The following is a 19,054-nucleotide window of genomic DNA, read 5'->3' as shown; positions in this document are numbered from 1 at the left end:
ACAGGGAAACGCGGGACCGAGGTGCGTATAATTCTGCCAGACCTCGCCGCTGCCGCCGAATCCTGCCGACCTATGCCGCATCCTCACGACGATTTCCCCACGAGATTGCACACCGCCGCCCAGGTCCGCGACTTGGATGCCCGGCTGATTGCCGCGGGTACGCCCGGTTTCGAATTGATGCAGCGGGCAGCCCATGCCACCTGGCGCGCGTTACGCCGGCGCTGGCCGGATGCTGGCTGCGTGACCGTGCTGGCGGGGCGCGGCAACAATGCGGGTGATGGCTACCTAGTGGCGGTATTGGCCCGGCGCGCCGGCTGGCAGGTGCAGGTGTTGGCCGTAGGCGATCCGGCACAACTGTCCGGTGATGCGGCTCTGGCCCATGCCGAGGCGCGCGCCGCTGGCGTCCCCATCCAGGCGTGGAGCGAATGCGCCGCCCTGCACGGGGTACTGGTGGATGCCTTGCTCGGTACCGGCCTGAGCGGCGATGTACGTGAGCCCTATGCCCAGGCGATTCGTCTGATGAACGCCAGCGAGGCGCCGGTGCTGGCGGTGGATATTCCCTCCGGGCTTTGCGCGGATACCGGACGGGTCCTGGGTGTTGCGGTGCGCTCCGACCTGACGGTGACCTTCATCGGGCTGAAACTTGGCTTGTTCACCGCCGAGGCGCCGGCCTTGGTCGGCGAGCTGGTGTTCGACGATCTGCAGGGTGACGCCACAATCGTCGCTCAGACACCGGTGCAAGCGATTCGGCTGGCCTCTTCAAGCTTACCTAGACTGGCGCCGCGCCCACGTACGGCTCACAAGGGGCAATATGGCCATCTGCTGGTGGTTGGCGGCGACCGGGGCATGGGCGGTGCTGCTCTGCTGGCGGCCGAAAGCGCTTTGCGCACCGGTGCCGGCATGGTCTCCCTGGCGACCCGTGCCGAGCACGTGCCTGCTGTGTTGGCGCGTCGTCCGGAAGTGATGGCTGTCGCCGTGGCGTCGGCGAACCAGTTGCTTCCCCTCGTCGAGCGGGCGGATGTGCTGGTGGTCGGGCCGGGCCTCGGGCAGATGGCCTGGGGGCGCAGCCTGCTTTCGGCGGTGGCCGGCGTCGGGCTGGCCCAGGTCTGGGATGCCGATGCGTTGAATCTGTTGGCGGCTGGCGCTGTCTCTTTGCCGGAAGGTTGCGTGATCACGCCGCATCCGGGGGAGGCCAGCCGTTTACTGGGGCAATCCGTCCAGGCTATCCAAGGGGACCGTCCCGCCGCGGCCAGGGCATTGGCGGCGCGCTACCAGGCAGTCGTGGTGCTCAAGGGCGCCGGCAGTCTGGTGGCGGCACCGGACGGGCGGCTGGCACTCTGCGACCGGGGCCATCCGGCCATGGCCAGTGCCGGGCTCGGCGATGTCCTGGCCGGCCTGACCGGCGCGCTCCTGGCGCAGGGGCTGCCCGCTTTCGAAGCGGCCTGCCTGGCCGTTTGGCTGCACGCCGCTGCCGGCGAACAGGTGGGTGCGCTGGGGCGGGGGCTGGCCGCGGGTGATCTGATCGCTACCGTTCGTCAACTGCTGGAGGAGCAGTCGCCGTGTCTGAAATGACGTTGTTCGCTGCCGACGAAGCGGCGATGCTCGAGCTCGGGGCACGCATCGCCGAGGCCACCGCCGGACGCGGGGTGATCTATCTGCATGGCGATCTCGGTGCCGGCAAGACCACCCTGTCGCGCGGCATCCTGCGCGGGCTGGGGCATGCGGGGGCGGTCAAGAGCCCGACGTTCACACTGGTCGAGCCTTACGAAGTCGGTGAAGCGAGGGTCTATCACTTCGACCTGTATCGTCTTGCCGATCCGGAAGAGTTGGAGTTCCTGGGGATTCGCGACTATTTCGAGGGCGACGCCCTGTGTCTGGTTGAATGGCCCCAGCGGGGTGCCGGCGTTTTGCCAAAGGCCGACCTGGACATTACCATTAGTCCGCAAATGGGTGGCCGTTCGCTTCGCCTGGAAGCGCAAGGTGCGCGTGGCGAAGCCTGGTGTGCCGCATTGGCCATGGGAGCATGAAAAACATAATGGGGTTGGGTATGCGCTTGCGCGCGATGTTCGCCGGTTTGGGGGTCCTGCTTGCGGCCGTGGCCGCGGATGCCCTGGCGGCCACCGAGGTGCGTGGCGTACGCCTGTGGCGGGCTCCGGACAACACCCGTCTGGTCTTCGATCTGTCCGGGCCGGTGCAGCACAACGTATTCACCCTGACCGCGCCTAACCGCATCGTCATTGATGTCAACGGTGCGCAGCTCGCCACTCAGCTCGAGCAGCTTTCCCTCAGCAATACGCCGATCACGAGCATTCGCTCCGCGCAGCGCACGCCCACCGACCTGCGGGTGGTGCTCGACCTTTCCGCGGCGGTCGACCCGAAGAGTTTCACCCTGGCGCCAAACCAGCAGTACGGCCATCGCCTGGTCGTCGACCTGTTCGACCAGGGCGCCGATACCGCTCCCAAGGTGCCGGCTACTACTACAGCTTCCGTTCCGCAGACCCCGGTGACGCCGACTCAGCCGGCGGTGAAGTTGCCAGCGATGCCCAATGCCAAGCGCGATATCGTCATTGCCATCGATGCCGGCCACGGTGGGGAAGACCCGGGGGCCATCGGCCCGAAAGGGGCGCGGGAAAAAGACGTGGTGCTGGCCATCGCCAAGGAGCTGCAGCGCCAGATCAACGCGGAAAAAGGTTTCCGTGCCGAGTTGGTGCGAACTGGCGATTACTTCATTCCTTTGCGTAAGCGCACCGAGATCGCCCGCAAGCAGGGCGCGGACCTGTTCGTTTCCGTGCATGCCGATGCCGCACCGCGCAGCAGCGCGTTCGGGGCCTCGGTATTCGCCCTTTCTGATCGGGGCGCGACGTCGGAAACCGCTCGCTGGCTGGCCGACAATGAAAACCGTTCTGACCTGATCGGCGGCGCCGGCAGCGTGACCCTGGACGACAAGGACCGCATGCTCGCCGGCGTGCTGCTCGATCTGTCGATGACCGCCTCGCTGTCCTCCAGCCTAGACGTGGGGCAGAAGGTCCTCAGCAGCATGGGGCGCATCACACCGCTGCACAAACGACGGGTGGAGCAGGCCGGGTTCATGGTGCTGAAGTCGCCGGACATCCCCTCGATCCTGGTGGAAACGGGCTTCATTTCCAATCCCGGTGAGGCGGCCAAGCTGGCCAGCGCCAGCCATCAGCAATCGCTGGCGCGCTCGATCCACACCGGCATTCGCCAATTCTTCCAGCGCAATCCGCCGCCTGGCACCTACATCGCCTGGCTGCGCGACGAGGGCAAGATCACCCAGGCGCCGCACGAGCACGTGGTGACGTCCGGCGAAAGCCTGGCGCTGATCGCCCAGCGTTACCAGGTCAGCCTGCCGGCGCTGCGTACGGCCAATGGCCTGAAAAACGATGTCATCAAGGTCGGGCAGGTCCTGAGCATTCCGGCGACGGCCCTGGCGGCTCAACCATGAGCCACTTCGAGGAACCGGCGGTGTTGCCGCGCATCCAACTGCTCAGTCCGCGGCTCGCCAACCAGATCGCGGCGGGCGAGGTGGTCGAGCGACCGGCTTCGGTCATCAAGGAATTGCTGGAGAACAGCCTGGACGCCGGCGCTCGCCGCATCGATGTCGAGGTCGAGCAGGGCGGCATCAAGCTGCTGCGGGTGCGTGACGACGGTGGCGGCATTCCCGCTGACGATCTGCCGCTGGCTCTGGCGCGTCACGCCACCAGCAAGATTCGCGAGCTGGAAGACCTCGAACGGGTGATGAGCCTGGGCTTTCGGGGCGAGGCCCTGGCGTCGATCAGCTCCGTGGCCCGCCTGACCCTCACCTCCCGAACCCGCGATGCCGAACAGGCCTGGCAAGTGGAAACCGAAGGGCGGGACATGGCGCCGCGCGTGCGGCCCGCCGCGCATCCGGTCGGCACCTCGGTGGAGGTGCGCGACCTGTTCTTCAATACGCCGGCGCGACGCAAATTCCTGCGTGCGGAAAAGACCGAATTCGATCACCTGCAGGAAGTCATCAAGCGGCTGGCGTTGGCGCGTTTCGATGTGGCCTTCCATTTGCGGCACAACGGCAAGAGCGTCCTGGCATTGCACGAAGCGCCCGATGAGATCGCCCGTGCGCGCCGTGTGGCCTCCGTTTGCGGTCCGGCGTTCCTCGAACAGGCGCTACCCATCGAGATCGAGCGCAATGGCTTGCACCTCTGGGGCTGGGTCGGTCTGCCGACCTTCTCGCGCAGCCAGGCGGACCTTCAATATTTCTATGTCAACGGCCGCATGGTGCGCGACAAGTTGGTGGCGCATGCGGTACGCCAGGCCTACCGCGACGTGCTGTACAACGGCCGTCACCCCACCTTCGTGCTGTTCCTCGAGGTCGATCCCGCCGTGGTCGACGTCAACGTCCATCCGACCAAGCACGAAGTTCGCTTCCGCGACAGCCGGATGGTCCACGACTTCCTCTATGGCACCTTGCACCGTGCCTTGGGTGAGGTGCGCCCCGAGGACCAATTGGCGCCGCCCGCAGCCACGGCCGCCGTCGTTCGGCCGAGTGGTCCGGCGGCCGGTGAATTCGGGCCGCAGGGCGAGATGAGCCTGGCGGCCAGTGTGCTGGAGCAGCCGACGGCCACTACATCCTGGCGTGGAACGGGTGGTGGTTACGTGCCGACGCCTCGGGAGACGCCTCCCTCGCTGGCGGAAGCCCAGGGCGCCTACCGGGAGTTCTTCTCGCCCTTGCCCGATGCCCAGCGTTCCACGTCTTTGCCGGACAACAGCGGGGATATCCCGCCGCTGGGTTATGCGCTGGCGCAGCTCAAGGGTGTTTACATCCTGGCCGAAAACGCGCTGGGACTCGTGCTGGTAGACATGCATGCCGCTCATGAGCGGATCACCTACGAGCGCCTGAAAACGGCGATGGCCAGCGAGGGCTTGCGTGGTCAGCCGTTGCTGGTGCCTGAATCCATTGCGGTCAGCCAGCGCGAGGCGGATTGCGCCGAGGAGCATGGCGGCTGGTTCCAGCGGCTGGGCTTCGAATTGCAGCGCCTCGGCCCGGAAACCCTGGCGATCCGACAGATTCCTGCACTGCTCAAACAGGCCGAGGCGACCCAGCTGGTTCGTGACGTCCTGTCCGATCTGCTGGAGTACGGCACCAGCGACCGCATTCAGGCGCATCTCAACGAGCTGTTGGCGACCATGGCCTGCCATGGTGCGGTCCGCGCCAACCGGCGGCTGACCCTTCCGGAAATGAACGCTTTGCTGCGCGACATGGAGCACACCGAGCGGAGCGGTCAGTGCAACCACGGCCGCCCGACCTGGACCCAGCTGGGCATGGACGACCTCGACAAGCTGTTTCTTCGCGGACGTTGAGTCCTCTGGCTGCAGGTTTCCGGCAAAACCTGTAGCCTTTAGGTCAAGTCTGTTGCCCGTACCGTCTCCATGTCCCTTCCTCCCGCCATCTTCCTCATGGGCCCCACCGCAGCCGGCAAGACCGACCTCGCCCTGGAGCTGTCGCGGGTATTGCCTTGCGAACTGATCAGCGTCGATTCGGCTCTGATCTATCGCGGCATGGACATCGGCACCGCCAAGCCGTCGAAGGACGTGCTCGCGGAGTTCCCTCATCGCCTGATTGATATTCGTGACCCTGCCGAAAGTTATTCGGCTGCCGAGTTCCGCGACGATGCACTGGCAGCGATGGCTGAAATCACGGCAGCGGGCCGCATTCCGCTGCTCGTTGGCGGCACCATGTTGTATTACAAGGCATTGCTGGAAGGTCTGGCAGACATGCCCAGCGCCGATCCGGCGGTACGTGCCGAACTGGAGGCGCGCGCGGCGGTGGAGGGATGGGCCGCATTGCACCGGGAATTGCAGGAAGTGGACCCGGAGTCGGCGGCGCGCATCCACCCCAACGATCCGCAACGTCTGACGCGGGCGCTGGAAGTTTACCGGGTCAGTGGAGTGACAATGACAGCACATCGCCAGCGTCAGGCCGCGCAAAATCCCGCTTTAGACGGCTCCGGTACTGGGCATTTGCCTTATACTGTCGCGCACTTGGCCATCGCTCCGGCACAGCGCCAAGTATTGCATGAGCGCATTGCCCAGCGTTTTCGGCTGATGCTGGAACAGGGCTTTGTCGGGGAGGTCGAAACTCTGCGTGAACGAAGTGACTTGCATGCTGGCCTGCCGTCTATACGTGCAGTGGGTTACCGTCAGGTCTGGGATTATCTGGACGGCAGACTGACCCGGGACGAGATGGAGGAGCGCGGCATCATTGCCACGCGCCAACTGGCCAAGCGACAGTTCACCTGGTTGCGCAGCTGGACCAATCTGCACTGGCTTGACAGCCTGGCCCGCGACAATCTGCCACGTGCCTTGAAATACCTGGAGTCGGTCTCCATATTGACCTGAGATCTTTCCAGTTGCCGTCTATCCTTGGGGGTGGGGCGGCATAAGCCATTGGTTTTTGATTACTACAACGATTTAACCCTTAAAGGAGTGCGGCACATGTCAAAAGGGCATTCGCTACAAGACCCTTACCTCAACACCTTGCGTAAGGAACGCGTCCCGGTTTCCATCTATCTGGTCAATGGCATCAAGCTGCAAGGCCAGATCGAATCCTTCGACCAGTTCGTGATTCTGCTGAAAAATACTGTCAGCCAGATGGTCTATAAACACGCCATTTCGACCGTGGTTCCGAGCCGTCCGGTGCGTCTGCCCAGCGCGACCGAATCCGAACAGCCCGAGCCCGGTAACGCCTGATAGGAGCCCGCCTTGTTCTTCGAGCGCCCCGGTGGTGGTGAGCGGGCCATCCTGGTTCATCTGGATGGCCAAGATCCCGAAGCGCGTGAAGACCCGCAGGAATTCCAGGAACTGGCATTTTCGGCTGGAGCCGATACGGTGGCTTTCGTCAGCGTACCGCGTACCCAGCCGACCGCCAGGTATCTGATCGGCAGCGGCAAGGTCGAAGAACTTCAGCAGCGGGTCAAGGCCGAACAGGCCGAGCTGGTGATCTTCAATCACACGCTCACGCCCAGTCAGGAACGCAATCTTGAGCGCGCCTTCGAATGTCGTGTGCTGGATCGTACCGGTCTGATTCTCGACATTTTCGCCCAGCGCGCGCGCACCCATGAAGGCAAGCTGCAGGTCGAGTTGGCCCAACTGGAGCACATGAGCACCCGCCTGGTTCGAGGCTGGACTCACCTGGAGCGGCAAAAAGGCGGCATCGGCCTGCGCGGTCCGGGTGAAACCCAGTTGGAAACCGACCGCCGCTTGTTGCGTGTTCGCATCCGCCAGATCAAGCAGAAGCTGGAAAAGGTGCGAGGGCAGCGCGAGCAGGCCCGTCGTGGCCGCAAGCGCGCCGATATCCCCTCGGTTTCCCTCGTCGGCTATACCAACGCCGGCAAATCCACGCTGTTCAATGCCCTGACGTCTTCGGATGTCTATGCGGCCAACCAGTTGTTCGCCACCCTCGATCCCACCTTGCGTCGCCTCGAGCTGGATGACTTGGGGCCGGTGGTGCTGGCCGATACGGTGGGCTTCATCCGGCATCTCCCGCACAAACTGGTGGAAGCCTTCCGCGCGACGCTCGAGGAATCGAGCAATGCCGACCTTCTCCTGCATGTGATCGACGCCCATGAGCCCGAGCGCATGGCTCAGATGGAGCAGGTCATGGCGGTGCTGGGGGAAATCGGCGCGGAAGGCTTGCCGATGCTCGAGGTGTACAACAAGCTCGATCTGCTCGACGGCATGGAGCCGCAGCTTCAGCGCGATGCCCAGGGCAAGCCGCAGCGTGTCTGGCTGTCGGCCCGTGACGGCCGCGGTCTCGATCTGTTGCGCCAGGCCATCGCCGAGCTGTTGGGCGACGACCTGTTCGTCGGTACTTTGCAGTTGCCGCAACAGTTGGGGCGGCTGCGTTCACAGTTTTTCGCCATGGGGGCGGTTCTGAGCGAAGGGCACGACGAGACAGGCAGCAGCCTGCTGGAAGTGCGTTTGCCGAGGGTTGAGTTGCATCGGCTGGTGAGCCGGGCGGGGCTGCAGCCGAACGAGTTCCTCGAGCAACATACTTTGCAATAAAGCGCGACCCGGCGGCTTTGCCGGCGGAGTCGGGCATTCGGTAGCATTGGCGGACGCGCCTTCGGTGCGTCTTCGTTATCAGTATGGAGAGCGCTATGGCTTGGAATGAGCCGGGTGGCAATTCGAATAATCAGGATCCTTGGGGGGGGCGCCGTGGTGGCGACCGCAAGGGGCCGCCGGATCTCGACGAGGCCTTCCGCAAATTACAGGAGAGCCTGAATGGTCTCTTCGGCGGCAAGAAGCGCGGCGCCGACGGTGATGGCAGGGGAGGTGGCGGCTTCGGTCTGGTCGGCATCGTGCTGGTCATTCTCGCTGCGCTCTGGCTGTGGAGCGCAATCTATGTAGTCGATGAGCAGGAGCAGGCCGTGGTGCTGCGCTTCGGCAAGTACTACGAGACCGTAGGTCCGGGCCTGAACATCTATTTCCCGCCGATCGATCGCAAATTCCAGGAAAATGTCACCCGCGAGCGTGCCTACAGCAAGCAGGGCCAGATGTTGACCATGGACGAAAATATCGTCGAAGTACCGCTGACCGTTCAGTACAAGATCAGCAATTTGCAGGACTTCGTGTTGAACGTGGATCAGCCGGAAGTCAGCTTGCAGCACGCGACCGAAAGCGCCTTGCGCCATGTGGTTGGCTCCACCGAGATGGACCAGGTGCTGACCGAGGGGCGTGTCGCCATGGCCAGCGAGATCAAGGAGCGCCTGCAGCGGTTCCTCGATACCTACCGCACCGGCATCACCGTGACCCAGGTGAACGTCCAGAGCGCCCAGGCACCACGTGAAGTGCAGGAGGCATTCGACGACGTGATCCGTGCCCGCGAGGACGAGCAGCGTGAGAAGAACCAGGCCGAAGCCTACGCCAACGGCGTGGTGCCCGAGGCACGTGGTCAGGCACAGCGCATCCTCGAGGATGCCAACGGTTACCGCGACGAAGTGGTTTCCCGTGCCAAGGGTGAGGCGGATCGCTTCACCAAGCTGCTTGCCGAATACCGCAAGGCGCCCGAGGTAACCCGTCAGCGCCTGTACCTGGACACCATGCAGCAGATGTACAGCAACACCAGCAAGGTTCTGGTGACCGGTGAAAACGGCCAGAACAACCTGCTCTACCTGCCTTTGGACAAGATGATCGATAACCGTGGCGGCAGTGCCTCCGGTTCCGGCTCTTCCGGGCAGTCGGCGACGGGCAGCGATATGGGAACGCGGATCGTCGACGATCTGCAGCAGCGTAACCTGCGTTCGAGGGAGAGCCGCTGATGAGCAACAAGTCGCTGATCGCCCTGATTGTCGGCGTGGTTCTGGCGCTGGTCGCCTGGAACAGCTTCTACATCGTGGCGCAGACCGAGCGTGCTGTGCTGCTGCGTTTCGGTAAGGTGGTCGAGGCGGATGTCCAGCCCGGCCTGCATGTGAAGATGCCGATCGTGAACCAGGTGCGCAAATTCGACGCACGTCTGCTGACGCTCGACTCGGCTACCTCGCGCTTCCTGACGCTGGAGAAGAAAGCGGTCATGGTGGATGCCTACGCCAAATGGCGCGTGGCGGATGCCGAGCGCTTCTATACCGCGACCTCTGGCCTCAAGCAGATCGCCGACGAGCGTCTGTCTCGTCGCCTGGAGTCGGGGCTTCGCGACCAGTTCGGTAAGCGTACCCTGCATGAGGTGGTATCCGGCGAGCGCGATGCGCTGATGGCAGAAATCACCGGCTCGCTGGACCGGATGGCGCGCAAGGAGCTGGGGATCGAGGTGCTTGACGTGCGCGTCAAGGCCATCGACCTGCCCAAAGAGGTCAACCGCAGCGTATTCGAGCGGATGAGCACCGAGCGTGAGCGCGAGGCGCGCGAGCACCGTGCCAAGGGCCGCGAGCTTGCCGAGGGGATTCGCGCCGATGCCGATCGTCAGCGTCGCGTCCTGCTTGCCGAGGCCTACCGCGAAGCGGAAGAGACCCGCGGTGACGGCGATGCCCAGGCAGCTGCCATCTACGCCAGTGCCTACAACCAGGACCCGGAGTTCTACTCGTTCTATCGCAGCCTACAAGCCTATCGGGAGAGCTTCTCGAACAAGGGCGACGTGCTGGTCTTGGACCCGAAGAGCGAGTTCTTCAATTACCTGGAACAGGCCAAGCGCTGAGGCCGTCCGGCGGGCGCCAGTCGCCCGCCGGGATGACCGCCGGTTAAAACGTGTTATGATGAGCCAGCCGGGAAAAACCCCGGCTTTTTTGCGTCTGCGGGAATCATGTGGCAGGAACTCGGCATAGCCTTTTGCTTGATGTTGGTGCTGGAAGGCATCCTGCCCTTCCTCTATCCGCGACGTTGGCGCGGGGCTCTCATGCAGTTGTTGCAATTGCCTGATCGCCAGCTGCGCCTCATGGGGCTGGCCAGCATGCTGCTGGGGACCACCCTCCTGTATCTGCTTCACTGAAGGCTTGCCGCCCGATCGAGAGGAAGGCGAAATGGCAACGGTAGACCGCTGGCTGCTGCCAGATGGCATCGAAGAAGTACTGCCGCCGGAAGCGGCGCGCATCGAAGCCGCACGGCGTCAGGTGCTGGACCTGTTCCATCGCTGGGGTTACGAATTCGTCGTGACGCCGCACATCGAATACCTTGAGTCGCTGCTCACCGGAGCGGGCCAGGATTTGGATCTGCGTACCTTCAAGGTGACGGACCCTTATTCCGGCCGGCTGATGGGCTTTCGCGCCGACATCACACCGCAAGTGGCGCGGATCGATGCGCATACCCTGCGTCGCGAAGGGCCGAGCCGCCTCTGCTATGCCGGCAGCGTACTGCATGCCCAGCCGCGCGCGTTGTCCACTTCGCGCAGCCCGATCCAATTGGGCGCCGAACTCTACGGCGATGCGAGCCCCGCCAGCGACGTCGAAGTCATCAGCCTGATGCTGGACATGCTCGAACTGGCTGAAGTGCCCGATGTGCACATGGACCTGGGGCATGTCGGTATCTATCGCGGCTTGGCTCGCGCGGCCGATCTGTCCGGCGAGGTCGAGCAACGGTTGTTCGATGCCCTGCAGCGCAAGGCGATGGACGAAGTCGCCGAGCTGACCGAAGGCCTGCCGCAGGCGCTGGCGTCCATGCTGCGTTCGCTGGCCGAGCTCTGCGGCGGACGGGAAGTGCTCGAGCTGGCGCAGGCGTGCCTCGTCGAGGCGCCATCCGACGTGCATGCGGCCTTGGATGAATTGATCGCCATCGCCGATGCACTCGGCTTGCGCTATCCGGAATTGCCGTTGTACTTCGATCTCGGCGAGCTGCGCGGCTACCACTACCACACTGGAGTGGTCTTCGCGGCGTTCGTGCCGGGCGTCGGTCAATCGATCGCCCAAGGCGGGCGCTACGACGATATCGGCGCCGATTTCGGCCGGGCGCGTCCGGCTACGGGTTTTTCCACCGATCTGAAGACCTTGGTCACCCTGGGCCGGATGCCGCTTGCCGAAACGGCTGGCGGTGTCTGGGCGCCGGATAGCCACGATCTTTACCTCTGGCAGGCCATCCAGCGCCTGCGTCGCGCCGGCGAGCGGGTCGTTCAGGCCTTGCCGGGCCAGAGCGAGGCGGATGCCGTCGAGCTGGGCTGCGATCGCCAGCTGTCGCTGCGCGAGGGTTCATGGCAGGTCGTGCCGCTGGCGACCTGAGATTTCCGCCGGCAGCGGCCGGTATCAAGCTTCCGCGAATGAGGACAAGCGTTATGGGTAAGAATGTCGTAGTCCTGGGTACCCAGTGGGGCGATGAGGGCAAAGGCAAGATCGTCGATCTGCTGACAGATCAGGCAGCCGCCGTGGTGCGTTACCAGGGCGGGCACAATGCCGGCCATACCCTGGTCATCGAGGGCGAGAAGACCGTCCTGCACCTGATCCCGTCCGGCATCCTGCGCGAAGGCGTGCAGTGTCTGATCGGCAACGGTGTGGTGTTGGCCCCCGACGCCCTGCTGCGTGAAATCGCCAAGCTGGAAGAGAAGGGCGTGCCGGTGCGTGAGCGCCTGCGCATCAGCCCGGCCTGTCCGCTGATCCTGCCTTACCACGTTGCCCTCGACCTGGCTCGCGAGAAGGCACGTGGCGACGCCAAGATCGGTACCACCGGGCGTGGCATCGGCCCGGCCTACGAAGACAAAGTGGCGCGTCGCGGCCTGCGTGTCGGCGATCTGTTCCACCGTGAGCGTTTCGCCGCCAAGCTGGGTGAGATTCTCGATTACCACAACTTCGCGCTCCAGCATTACTACAAGGAGCCGGTGATCGACTTCCAGAAGACGCTGGATGAGGCCATGGTCTATGCCGACCAGCTCAAGCCGATGATGCTGGACGTCACTGCACGTCTGCACGAGCTGCGTCGCGCAGGGGCCGACATCATGTTCGAAGGCGCCCAGGGCTCGCTGCTAGACATCGACCATGGCACCTACCCCTATGTAACCAGCTCCAACACCACCGCTGGCGGCACTGCCACTGGTTCCGGCTTCGGCCCGCTGTACCTGGACTACGTGCTGGGTATCACCAAGGCCTATACCACCCGCGTCGGTTCCGGCCCGTTCCCGACCGAGCTGTTCGACGACGTCGGTGCGTTCCTGGCCAAGCGCGGTCACGAGTTCGGCGCGACCACCGGCCGTGCACGCCGCTGTGGCTGGTTCGATGCGGTGATCCTGCGTCGCGCCATCGAGATCAACAGCATCTCTGGTCTTTGCCTGACCAAGCTCGATGTGCTGGACGGCCTCGACACCATCCGCATCTGCACCGGCTACAAGGACCAGCACGGCCAGCTCCTGACCGACGCCCCGACCGATGCCGACAGCTACATCGGCCTGCAGCCGGTCTATGAGGAAGTGCCCGGCTGGAAAGAATCGACCCTGGGCGCGAAGAGCCTGGAAGAGCTGCCGGCCAATGCGCGTGCCTACATCAAACGCGTGGAAGAACTGGTAGGGGCGCCGATCGATATCATTTCCACCGGCCCGGACCGCATCGAAACCATCATCCTGCGCCATCCGTTCGCCTGATCTCGCTTCGCTCCATCGAAAAGCCGCCTTCGGGCGGCTTTTTCGTTGCGGCAAAAATTTTTATGGCATTTTGCTTGCTGGCACTGAATAAATTCCGGAAGTCGCCGTTAACCCGGTAACGGTCGTTTAGGAGAGCCTGTCGTGTCCGCCATCCTGTCCCTGTTGCGCAGTCGCCTGCTGCGTCCTGTCTTTTTTGCGCTGGGAATCGCCTTGCTGGTGCAAATCCTCGTCGCGGTTGCACTGACTCGAAGCACAGTCGAGGTGCTGGAAGCTGATCTGGGCAGCCGTCTGGAAGGCGACATGCAGCGACTGGGCGTTGAGCTCAAACAGGCGGGCGGCGAGTTGTCGGCAGGGCTGGAAAGCCTGTCGGCCAGTACACGCGAGCGCTTGTCGACGGGATTGTCTTCGCGATTGCAGGGTGAACAGGAGCAACTGCGGGCAGCGCTGGAGAAAAGCCTCAAAGAGTCCGCCAACGACATGGCGCAACTCCTGGCGGCTGTGGCGCCCAGGGCGATGTGGGATAACGACATACCGACGCTGTCGGAATTCGCCCGACGGGCGCAACGTAATCCTAATGTGCTGTTCGTGATCTACGACGATGCCGAGGGCCAGCATCTGACCCGCTATCTCAACCGGCAAAGGCCGGAGATCAAGGCATTGTTGGCTAAAGGTCAGGGCGAGCGGGCACTGGATCAGGTGCTCGAGGCGGCCCGGCACGATGAGTCGGTGTATTTCGTCGAGGCATCCATCAGTCCGAACGGGGTCGAAATCGGCAAAGTCCTGATGGGGGTCTCGACGGCCACCGTTGAGGCCGAGCTGGCGGCTTTGGATACACGCTTCAACGCACTCATCGCCAGCGGCGGGCAACTGGTGGCAGACAGCCTGGCGGGGGCGGCGGCGGACAGCTCGGCGGCGTTGAGTGCACGGTTGCAGGCGGCCCAGGACGCGGCGGCCGGTATTTCGGCCGGAGCCCGCGAGTCCGTCCAAACGGCCGCCGGGACGTTGCGTTGGCGGATTGGCACCGGGCTGGTGATCATCGGGATCGGCGTCCTGATGGTGCTGGCGTTGGTGCTTGGGCGCACGGTAGTCAGCCGCCTGCGTTTGCTGATCGCGGCGCTGAACGACCTGGCGGCCGGCGAGGGAGATCTTACGCGGCGTGTCGAATTGCACAGTCGCGACGAGGTGGGCGACATGGCTGCGGCCGTCAATCGCTTCGTTGCCAAGCTGCAACCCATCGTCCGCGAGGCAGGGGAGGTGGCTCAGCGCACCGGCGTCGAAATCGCCGGGCTGAGTTCGCGAAGTGCGGCCGCCGAGGCGGCGGCGGGACGCCAGCGCGATGAAGTCTCCGGCAGCCTGCAGGCGCTGGCCGAAATGACCGAGCAGGCCCAGGCGGAGAGCCGCGCGATGCAGGAGGCGTTGCAGCGGGTCGAGTCGATTCGCAGGGCGGCTGGCGAGAACGCGGCCATTGCCGGGCGGGTCGGGCATTCCATCGAGGAGCTGGTAGCGCGCGTGGAAACCGGCTCGGCGGTAATCGAGCGCTTGGCTCGGCAGAGCGAGCAGATCGAAGTGGTGCTCAGCGTGATCCATGGCATTGCCGAGCAGACCAACCTGCTGGCGCTCAACGCTGCCATCGAAGCGGCCCGGGCCGGGGAGAGCGGGCGTGGATTCGCCGTGGTGGCCGACGAGGTCCGGGCGCTGGCCAGCAAGACGCAGCAGTCCACCGGCGATATCCAGGCGCACATCAATGCCTTGCAGCAGGGGGCGCGGGAAGCAGTGGCGGCCATCGGCCAAGCCGGTCAGCAGGCGAGTGAAGGGTTGGTGGCATTGCGGGAGAGCAGCGAGCTACAGCGTTCGATCCAAGTGGCAGTGGAGGATGTGCATGGTGCCATCGACTCGGCGACGCTGGCCGCCTCACGCCAAGCCGAGGGAGCGCTGGCGGTGAGGGGGAGGGTCGAGGTGATTCACGGCGAAGCGCAGCGGGCGGCGGAAGCTGTCGCGGCGACCGCGGCCAGCGGGCGTGTGCTGGATACCTTGGCCGGCCAGCTCAAGGCCAGCCTGGGACAATTCCGCGCCTGACGAAAAAGGGGCTGATGCACTGTCAGCCCCTTTTCGACGAATTTTTCGAGCGTAGAAAAGACAAAACCGAGCCATTGGCTCGGTTTTGTCTGGAATTTGGTGCCCAGGAGAAGACTCGAACTTCCACGGTGTTGCCACCGCTAGGACCTGAACCTAGTGCGTCTACCAATTCCGCCACCTGGGCGTTGATTTCGACGATTCATCATCTACTTTCAACTACAGCGACGTTTGCCGTCGTTGTGGCGCGCACTATACGGATGAGCTTTTGGGTTGTAAACCCCTGTTGTTGAAAAAATTTTATTCCGTTTGTCGGGCTGACCCGAGCAGCGTTTCGCGCTTCAATAGGGACATGGCAAACACATCGAAGAATAGACAAGGTGAACCCCTCCTGATGGCCGACTGGCACTCCCTCGATCCCGAGGCCGCTCGCGAAGCGGAAAAATACGAGAATCCCATCCCCAGCCGCGAGCTGATCCTGAAGCACCTGGCGGAACGCGGCTCCCCGGCGAGCCGTGAACAGTTGATCGATGAGTTCGGGCTGCATACCGACGATCAACAGGAGGCCCTGCGTCGCCGGCTGCGCGCCATGGAGCGTGATGGCCAGCTGATCTATACGCGCCGCGGTGCCTATGCCCCGGTAGACAAGCTCGATCTGATCCTCGGTCGCATCAGCGGTCATCGCGATGGATTCGGCTTCCTGATTCCGGACGACGGAAGCGACGATCTCTTTCTCAGCCCGGCGCAGATGCGCCTGGTCTTCGATGGCGACCGGGTGCTCGCCCGGGTCTCGGGCTTCGACCGGCGTGGCCGTCGCGAGGGCTCGATCGTCGAAGTGATTTCCCGCGCCCACGAGACAATTGTCGGCCGCTACTACGAGGAAAGTGGCATCGGCTTCGTCGAGGCCGACAACCCGAAGATCCAGCAGGAGGTGCTGGTGACGCCCGGGCGTACCGCGGGCGCCAAGATCGGTCAGTTCGTCGAGATCAAGATCACTCATTGGCCGACCTCGCGCTTCCAGCCCCAGGGCGACATCGTCGAAGTCATCGGCAACTATATGGCGCCGGGCATGGAAATCGACGTGGCCCTGCGCAGCTACGACATCCCCCATGTCTGGCCGAACGCGGTGCTCAAGGAGGCGGCGAAGCTCAATCCGGAGGTTGAGGAAAAGGACAAGGCCAAGCGTGTCGATCTTCGCCATTTGCCTTTCGTAACCATCGACGGAGAGGACGCACGCGATTTTGACGATGCCGTGTATTGCGAGAAGGGCGGGTTGTTTTCCGGTAGCTACCGGTTGTTCGTCGCCATCGCCGACGTCTCCCATTATGTGAAGGTCGGCTCGGCCCTGGACGAGGAAGCGAAGAACCGCGGCAACTCGGTTTACTTCCCCGAGCGGGTGGTGCCGATGCTGCCGGAAGAGCTGTCCAACGGTCTTTGCTCGCTGAATCCGCACGTCGATCGGCTGGCGATGGTCTGTGAGATGACCATCTCCCGCAGTGGCAAACTCACCGACTATCAGTTCTACGAGGCGGTGATCCACTCCCATGCGCGCCTGACCTACAACAAGGTCAGCGCCATGCTGGAACAGGCGAAGAGCCCGGAGGGCAAGCGGCTGTGCGGTGAGTACGCCGAGATCCTGCCGCACCTCAAGCAGCTCTATTCGCTCTACAAAGTGCTGCTCAAGGCACGCCACACCCGGGGTGCGATCGATTTCGAAACCCAGGAAACCCGGATCGTCTTCGGCTCCGGCCGCAAGATCGCTGAGATCCTGCCGACCCAGCGCAACGATGCGCACAAGCTCATCGAAGAGTGCATGCTGGCGGCCAACGTGGCCACCGCTGCCTTTCTGCAGAAGCATGAAATCCCCGCGCTGTATCGCGTGCACGATGGCCCCCCGGCCGAGCGTCTGGAAAAGCTCAAGGCCTTCCTCGGCGAGCTGGGGTTGAGCCTGCATCGCAGCAAGGACGGTCCGACTCCGAAGGATTACCAGAAACTGCTGGAGTCGATTCAGGAACGCCCGGATTTCCACCTGATCCAGACCGTGATGCTGCGCTCGCTGAGCCAGGCGGTCTACAGCGCCGACAACAATGGGCACTTCGGCCTGAACTACGAGGCCTATACCCATTTCACCTCGCCGATTCGCCGCTACCCGGACCTTCTGGTGCATCGTGCGATCCGCAGTGTGATCCGCTCCAAGCGCGAGACGCCGCATGTCCGCCGGGCTGGCGCGGCGAGCATGCCCAAGGCGCGTATCTATCCCTACGACGAACCGGCTCTGGAACATCTCGGCGAACAGTGCTCGATGACCGAGCGGCGCGCCGACGAGGCGACCCGCGACGTGGTCAACTGGCTCAAGTGCGAGTTCATGCAGGACCGCGTTGGCGAGAGCTTCGATGGAGTCATCACGGCGGTGACCGGCTTCGGTATCTTCGTCGAGTTGAAGGACATCTATGTCGAGGGCCTGGTGCACGTCACCGCGCTGCCGGCGGACTATTACCACTTCGATCCGGTGCATCATCGCCTGTCCGGCGAACGCAGCGGTCGCAGCTTCCGCCTTGGCGACAGCGTCGCGGTTCGGGTCATGCGGGTCGATCTGGACGAGCGCAAGATCGATTTCGAACTGGCCGAGGCGCAGTTGGAGCGGCCGGTCGGGCGGAAGAAGCGCTCGCCGGAGCCTGAGTCGACCAGCGATCGGCGCCCGGCCAAGAAAGGTCGGAAGGAAAAGGCGGGCGATGTGCCGCGCGGCAAGGGCAAGACTGAAAAAGCCGCGGTCCCGGTTGCGCCGGAGCTGCTGGCCCAGGCCGATGCCATGCTCGGCAACACCGACGTGAAGAAAAGTCGTGCCGTGAAACAGGCCTTGCTCGCCGAGGCGAAGAGTGGCAAGCCGGGCAAGAAGAGCCCGCCCAAGGCGCCGTCGGGCGGCACCGAGAAGGGCGGCTCGGAGAAGAGCGGCGGCCCCAGGAAGCATCGCAAGGGGCCATCCAAGTCCTCCTCAGCCGCCAAACCGGGAGCGACCCCGCGTAAACGTAAGGCGAAGTCATGAGTCAGTTGGAAAAAATCTACGGCGTGCATGCCGTGGAAGCGTTGCTGCGTCATCATCCCAAGCGGGTCAAGCAGCTCTGGTTGGCGGAAGGTCGACACGATCCGCGCGTGCAGGCGTTGATCCAGCTCGCCCAGGAGGCCAGGGTCACTGTCGGTCAGCGAGATCGCCGCGAACTGGACGAATGGGCCGAGGACGGCGCCCACCAGGGCGTGGTTGCCGAAGTGAGCCCCAGCCAGGTCTGGGGCGAGGCCATGCTCGAGGAACTGCTCGACCGTGCCGAGGGGCCGCCCCTGTTGTTGGTACTGGATGGTGTGACCGATCCGCACAACCTTGGCGCCTGTCTGCGTACCGCCGATGCCGCGGGCGTTCTGGCGGTGATCATCCCCAAGGACAAGTCGGCCACCCTGAACGCCACGGTGCGCAAGGTCGCCTGCGGAGCGGCCGAAGTGGTGCCGTTGGTGGCGGTGACCAACCTCGCACGGACCCTGGAAAAGCTCCAGCAGCGTGGACTGTGGACGGTCGGTACGGCCGGCGAGGCCGAGCAGGAGCTGTACCAGCAGGACCTTACCGGCCCCACGGTGCTGATCATGGGTGCTGAAGGCAAGGGCATGCGCCGCTTGACCCGCGAACATTGCGATTACTTGGTGAAGCTGCCTATGGCCGGTAGCGTCAGCAGCCTCAATGTGTCGGTCGCCACGGGCGTTTGCCTGTTCGAAGCGGTTCGGCAGAGGGGCAGCCACAAGCTTCAAGCGGCAAGCAGCAAGTGAGAGCAAAGGCGGCTTGACGCTGGGGAAGGCCCTCCCGCCACCCTGGCGAGCTTGGAGCTTGGAGCTTGGAGCTTGGAGCTTGGAGCTTGGAGCTTGGAGCTTGGAGCTTGGAGCTTGGAGCTTGGAGCT

Annotated in this window: 15 protein-coding genes, 1 tRNA gene and 1 pseudogene; 16 read left to right on the top strand and 1 reads right to left on the bottom strand. The window is 63.9% G+C overall.

Going from position 1 to position 19,054, the window contains the following annotated elements:
- The first annotated feature begins 72 nt into the window (after window positions 1-72).
- The 14 genes and pseudogenes from BZL41_RS14675 (at window position 73) to BZL41_RS29445 (ending at window position 15,118) form a co-directional block, all read left to right on the top strand.
- Window positions 73-1,572: an NAD(P)H-hydrate dehydratase gene (locus BZL41_RS14675; protein WP_095599977.1), complete on the top strand. Its 1,500-nt coding sequence runs from the start codon at window positions 73-75 to the stop codon at window positions 1,570-1,572.
- The gene (tsaE, locus tag BZL41_RS14670; protein ID WP_371916534.1) at window positions 1,569-2,027 is read left to right on the top strand and encodes a tRNA (adenosine(37)-N6)-threonylcarbamoyltransferase complex ATPase subunit type 1 TsaE; all 459 of its coding nucleotides are present in this window, start codon (window positions 1,569-1,571) and stop codon (window positions 2,025-2,027) included. Before BZL41_RS14675 ends, tsaE begins: the two co-directional genes overlap by 4 nt.
- Before the next feature lie 8 nt (window positions 2,028-2,035).
- Window positions 2,036-3,463, top strand: coding sequence for an N-acetylmuramoyl-L-alanine amidase (locus BZL41_RS14665; protein WP_168191007.1), 1,428 nt, complete (start codon window positions 2,036-2,038; stop codon window positions 3,461-3,463).
- On the top strand, window positions 3,460-5,355 hold the full coding sequence (gene mutL, locus BZL41_RS14660; protein WP_095599975.1) for a DNA mismatch repair endonuclease MutL: 1,896 nt from the start codon (window positions 3,460-3,462) through the stop codon (window positions 5,353-5,355). The genes BZL41_RS14665 and mutL overlap by 4 nt, the downstream gene beginning before the upstream one ends.
- A 69-nt stretch (window positions 5,356-5,424) precedes the next feature.
- Window positions 5,425-6,393 carry a tRNA (adenosine(37)-N6)-dimethylallyltransferase MiaA gene (miaA, locus tag BZL41_RS14655; protein ID WP_095599974.1) on the top strand — a complete coding sequence of 323 codons (969 nt, stop codon included), beginning with the start codon at window positions 5,425-5,427 and terminating at the stop codon, window positions 6,391-6,393.
- Between the two features lie 96 nt (window positions 6,394-6,489).
- Complete coding sequence (hfq, locus tag BZL41_RS14650; protein WP_084332807.1) at window positions 6,490-6,744, top strand: RNA chaperone Hfq; 255 nt, start codon at window positions 6,490-6,492, stop codon at window positions 6,742-6,744.
- 12 nt (window positions 6,745-6,756) lie between these two features.
- A complete protein-coding gene (gene hflX / locus BZL41_RS14645) occupies window positions 6,757-8,058 on the top strand; it encodes a ribosome rescue GTPase HflX (protein WP_095599973.1) in 1,302 nt (433 codons plus the stop codon).
- Between the two features lie 95 nt (window positions 8,059-8,153).
- Entirely contained in the window at window positions 8,154-9,314 is a 1,161-nt protein-coding gene (gene hflK, locus BZL41_RS14640; protein ID WP_095599972.1) for an FtsH protease activity modulator HflK, read from the top strand.
- Window positions 9,314-10,183 (top strand): protease modulator HflC, encoded by an 870-nt coding sequence (gene hflC, locus BZL41_RS14635; protein ID WP_095599971.1) that lies wholly within the window; start codon window positions 9,314-9,316, stop codon window positions 10,181-10,183. Before hflK ends, hflC begins: the two co-directional genes overlap by 1 nt.
- A gap of 105 nt (window positions 10,184-10,288) precedes the next feature.
- Window positions 10,289-10,474, top strand: coding sequence for a DUF2065 family protein (locus tag BZL41_RS14630; RefSeq protein WP_095599970.1), 186 nt, complete (start codon window positions 10,289-10,291; stop codon window positions 10,472-10,474).
- A gap of 31 nt (window positions 10,475-10,505) precedes the next feature.
- On the top strand, window positions 10,506-11,693 hold the full coding sequence (locus BZL41_RS14625) for an ATP phosphoribosyltransferase regulatory subunit (protein ID WP_095599969.1): 1,188 nt from the start codon (window positions 10,506-10,508) through the stop codon (window positions 11,691-11,693).
- A 53-nt stretch (window positions 11,694-11,746) separates the two neighbouring features.
- A complete protein-coding gene (locus BZL41_RS14620; RefSeq protein WP_095599968.1) occupies window positions 11,747-13,042 on the top strand; it encodes an adenylosuccinate synthase in 1,296 nt (431 codons plus the stop codon).
- A 300-nt stretch (window positions 13,043-13,342) separates the two neighbouring features.
- Window positions 13,343-14,260: pseudogene (locus BZL41_RS29450) on the top strand (HAMP domain-containing protein); the annotation flags it as partial.
- Window positions 14,234-15,118, top strand: coding sequence for a methyl-accepting chemotaxis protein (locus BZL41_RS29445; RefSeq protein WP_371916533.1), 885 nt, complete (start codon window positions 14,234-14,236; stop codon window positions 15,116-15,118). The pseudogene BZL41_RS29450 and the gene BZL41_RS29445, both read left to right, overlap by 27 nt.
- A 97-nt stretch (window positions 15,119-15,215) precedes the next feature.
- Here BZL41_RS29445 and BZL41_RS14610 read toward each other — a convergent pair.
- A tRNA-Leu gene (locus BZL41_RS14610) sits at window positions 15,216-15,302 on the bottom strand.
- Window positions 15,303-15,509: 207 nt separating this feature from the next.
- On the opposite strand from BZL41_RS14610, the gene rnr reads away from it, so the two are divergent.
- Both rnr and rlmB read left to right on the top strand, forming a co-directional pair.
- Window positions 15,510-18,158 (top strand): ribonuclease R, encoded by a 2,649-nt coding sequence (gene rnr, locus BZL41_RS14605; RefSeq protein ID WP_095599966.1) that lies wholly within the window; start codon window positions 15,510-15,512, stop codon window positions 18,156-18,158.
- On the top strand, window positions 18,155-18,925 hold the full coding sequence (gene rlmB, locus BZL41_RS14600; RefSeq protein ID WP_095599965.1) for a 23S rRNA (guanosine(2251)-2'-O)-methyltransferase RlmB: 771 nt from the start codon (window positions 18,155-18,157) through the stop codon (window positions 18,923-18,925). The genes rnr and rlmB overlap by 4 nt, the downstream gene beginning before the upstream one ends.
- The last annotated feature ends 129 nt before the right edge of the window (window positions 18,926-19,054 follow it).

The sequence above is a fragment of the Pseudomonas sp. PIC25 genome (assembly GCF_002286785.1).
Lineage (GTDB): Bacteria > Pseudomonadota > Gammaproteobacteria > Pseudomonadales > Pseudomonadaceae > Pseudomonas_M.
Note: the sequence above shows the minus strand (reverse complement) of the source record. Positions and strands in the feature narration are given on the sequence as shown.

Excerpts from the sequence above, each read along its gene's own strand:
- BZL41_RS14675 (WP_095599977.1), top strand. The coding sequence starts at position 73 with ATGCCGCATCCTCACGACGATTTCCCCACGAGATTGCACACCGCCGCC.
- tsaE (WP_371916534.1), top strand. The coding sequence starts at position 1,569 with ATGACGTTGTTCGCTGCCGACGAAGCGGCGATGCTCGAGCTCGGGGCA.
- BZL41_RS14665 (WP_168191007.1), top strand. The coding sequence starts at position 2,036 with ATGGGGTTGGGTATGCGCTTGCGCGCGATGTTCGCCGGTTTGGGGGTC.
- mutL (WP_095599975.1), top strand. The coding sequence starts at position 3,460 with ATGAGCCACTTCGAGGAACCGGCGGTGTTGCCGCGCATCCAACTGCTC.
- miaA (WP_095599974.1), top strand. The coding sequence starts at position 5,425 with ATGTCCCTTCCTCCCGCCATCTTCCTCATGGGCCCCACCGCAGCCGGC.
- hfq (WP_084332807.1), top strand. The coding sequence starts at position 6,490 with ATGTCAAAAGGGCATTCGCTACAAGACCCTTACCTCAACACCTTGCGT.
- hflK (WP_095599972.1), top strand. The coding sequence starts at position 8,154 with ATGGCTTGGAATGAGCCGGGTGGCAATTCGAATAATCAGGATCCTTGG.
- hflC (WP_095599971.1), top strand. The coding sequence starts at position 9,314 with ATGAGCAACAAGTCGCTGATCGCCCTGATTGTCGGCGTGGTTCTGGCG.
- BZL41_RS14630 (WP_095599970.1), top strand. The coding sequence starts at position 10,289 with ATGTGGCAGGAACTCGGCATAGCCTTTTGCTTGATGTTGGTGCTGGAA.
- BZL41_RS14625 (WP_095599969.1), top strand. The coding sequence starts at position 10,506 with ATGGCAACGGTAGACCGCTGGCTGCTGCCAGATGGCATCGAAGAAGTA.
- BZL41_RS14620 (WP_095599968.1), top strand. The coding sequence starts at position 11,747 with ATGGGTAAGAATGTCGTAGTCCTGGGTACCCAGTGGGGCGATGAGGGC.
- BZL41_RS29445 (WP_371916533.1), top strand. The coding sequence starts at position 14,234 with ATGGCTGCGGCCGTCAATCGCTTCGTTGCCAAGCTGCAACCCATCGTC.
- rnr (WP_095599966.1), top strand. The coding sequence starts at position 15,510 with ATGGCCGACTGGCACTCCCTCGATCCCGAGGCCGCTCGCGAAGCGGAA.
- rlmB (WP_095599965.1), top strand. The coding sequence starts at position 18,155 with ATGAGTCAGTTGGAAAAAATCTACGGCGTGCATGCCGTGGAAGCGTTG.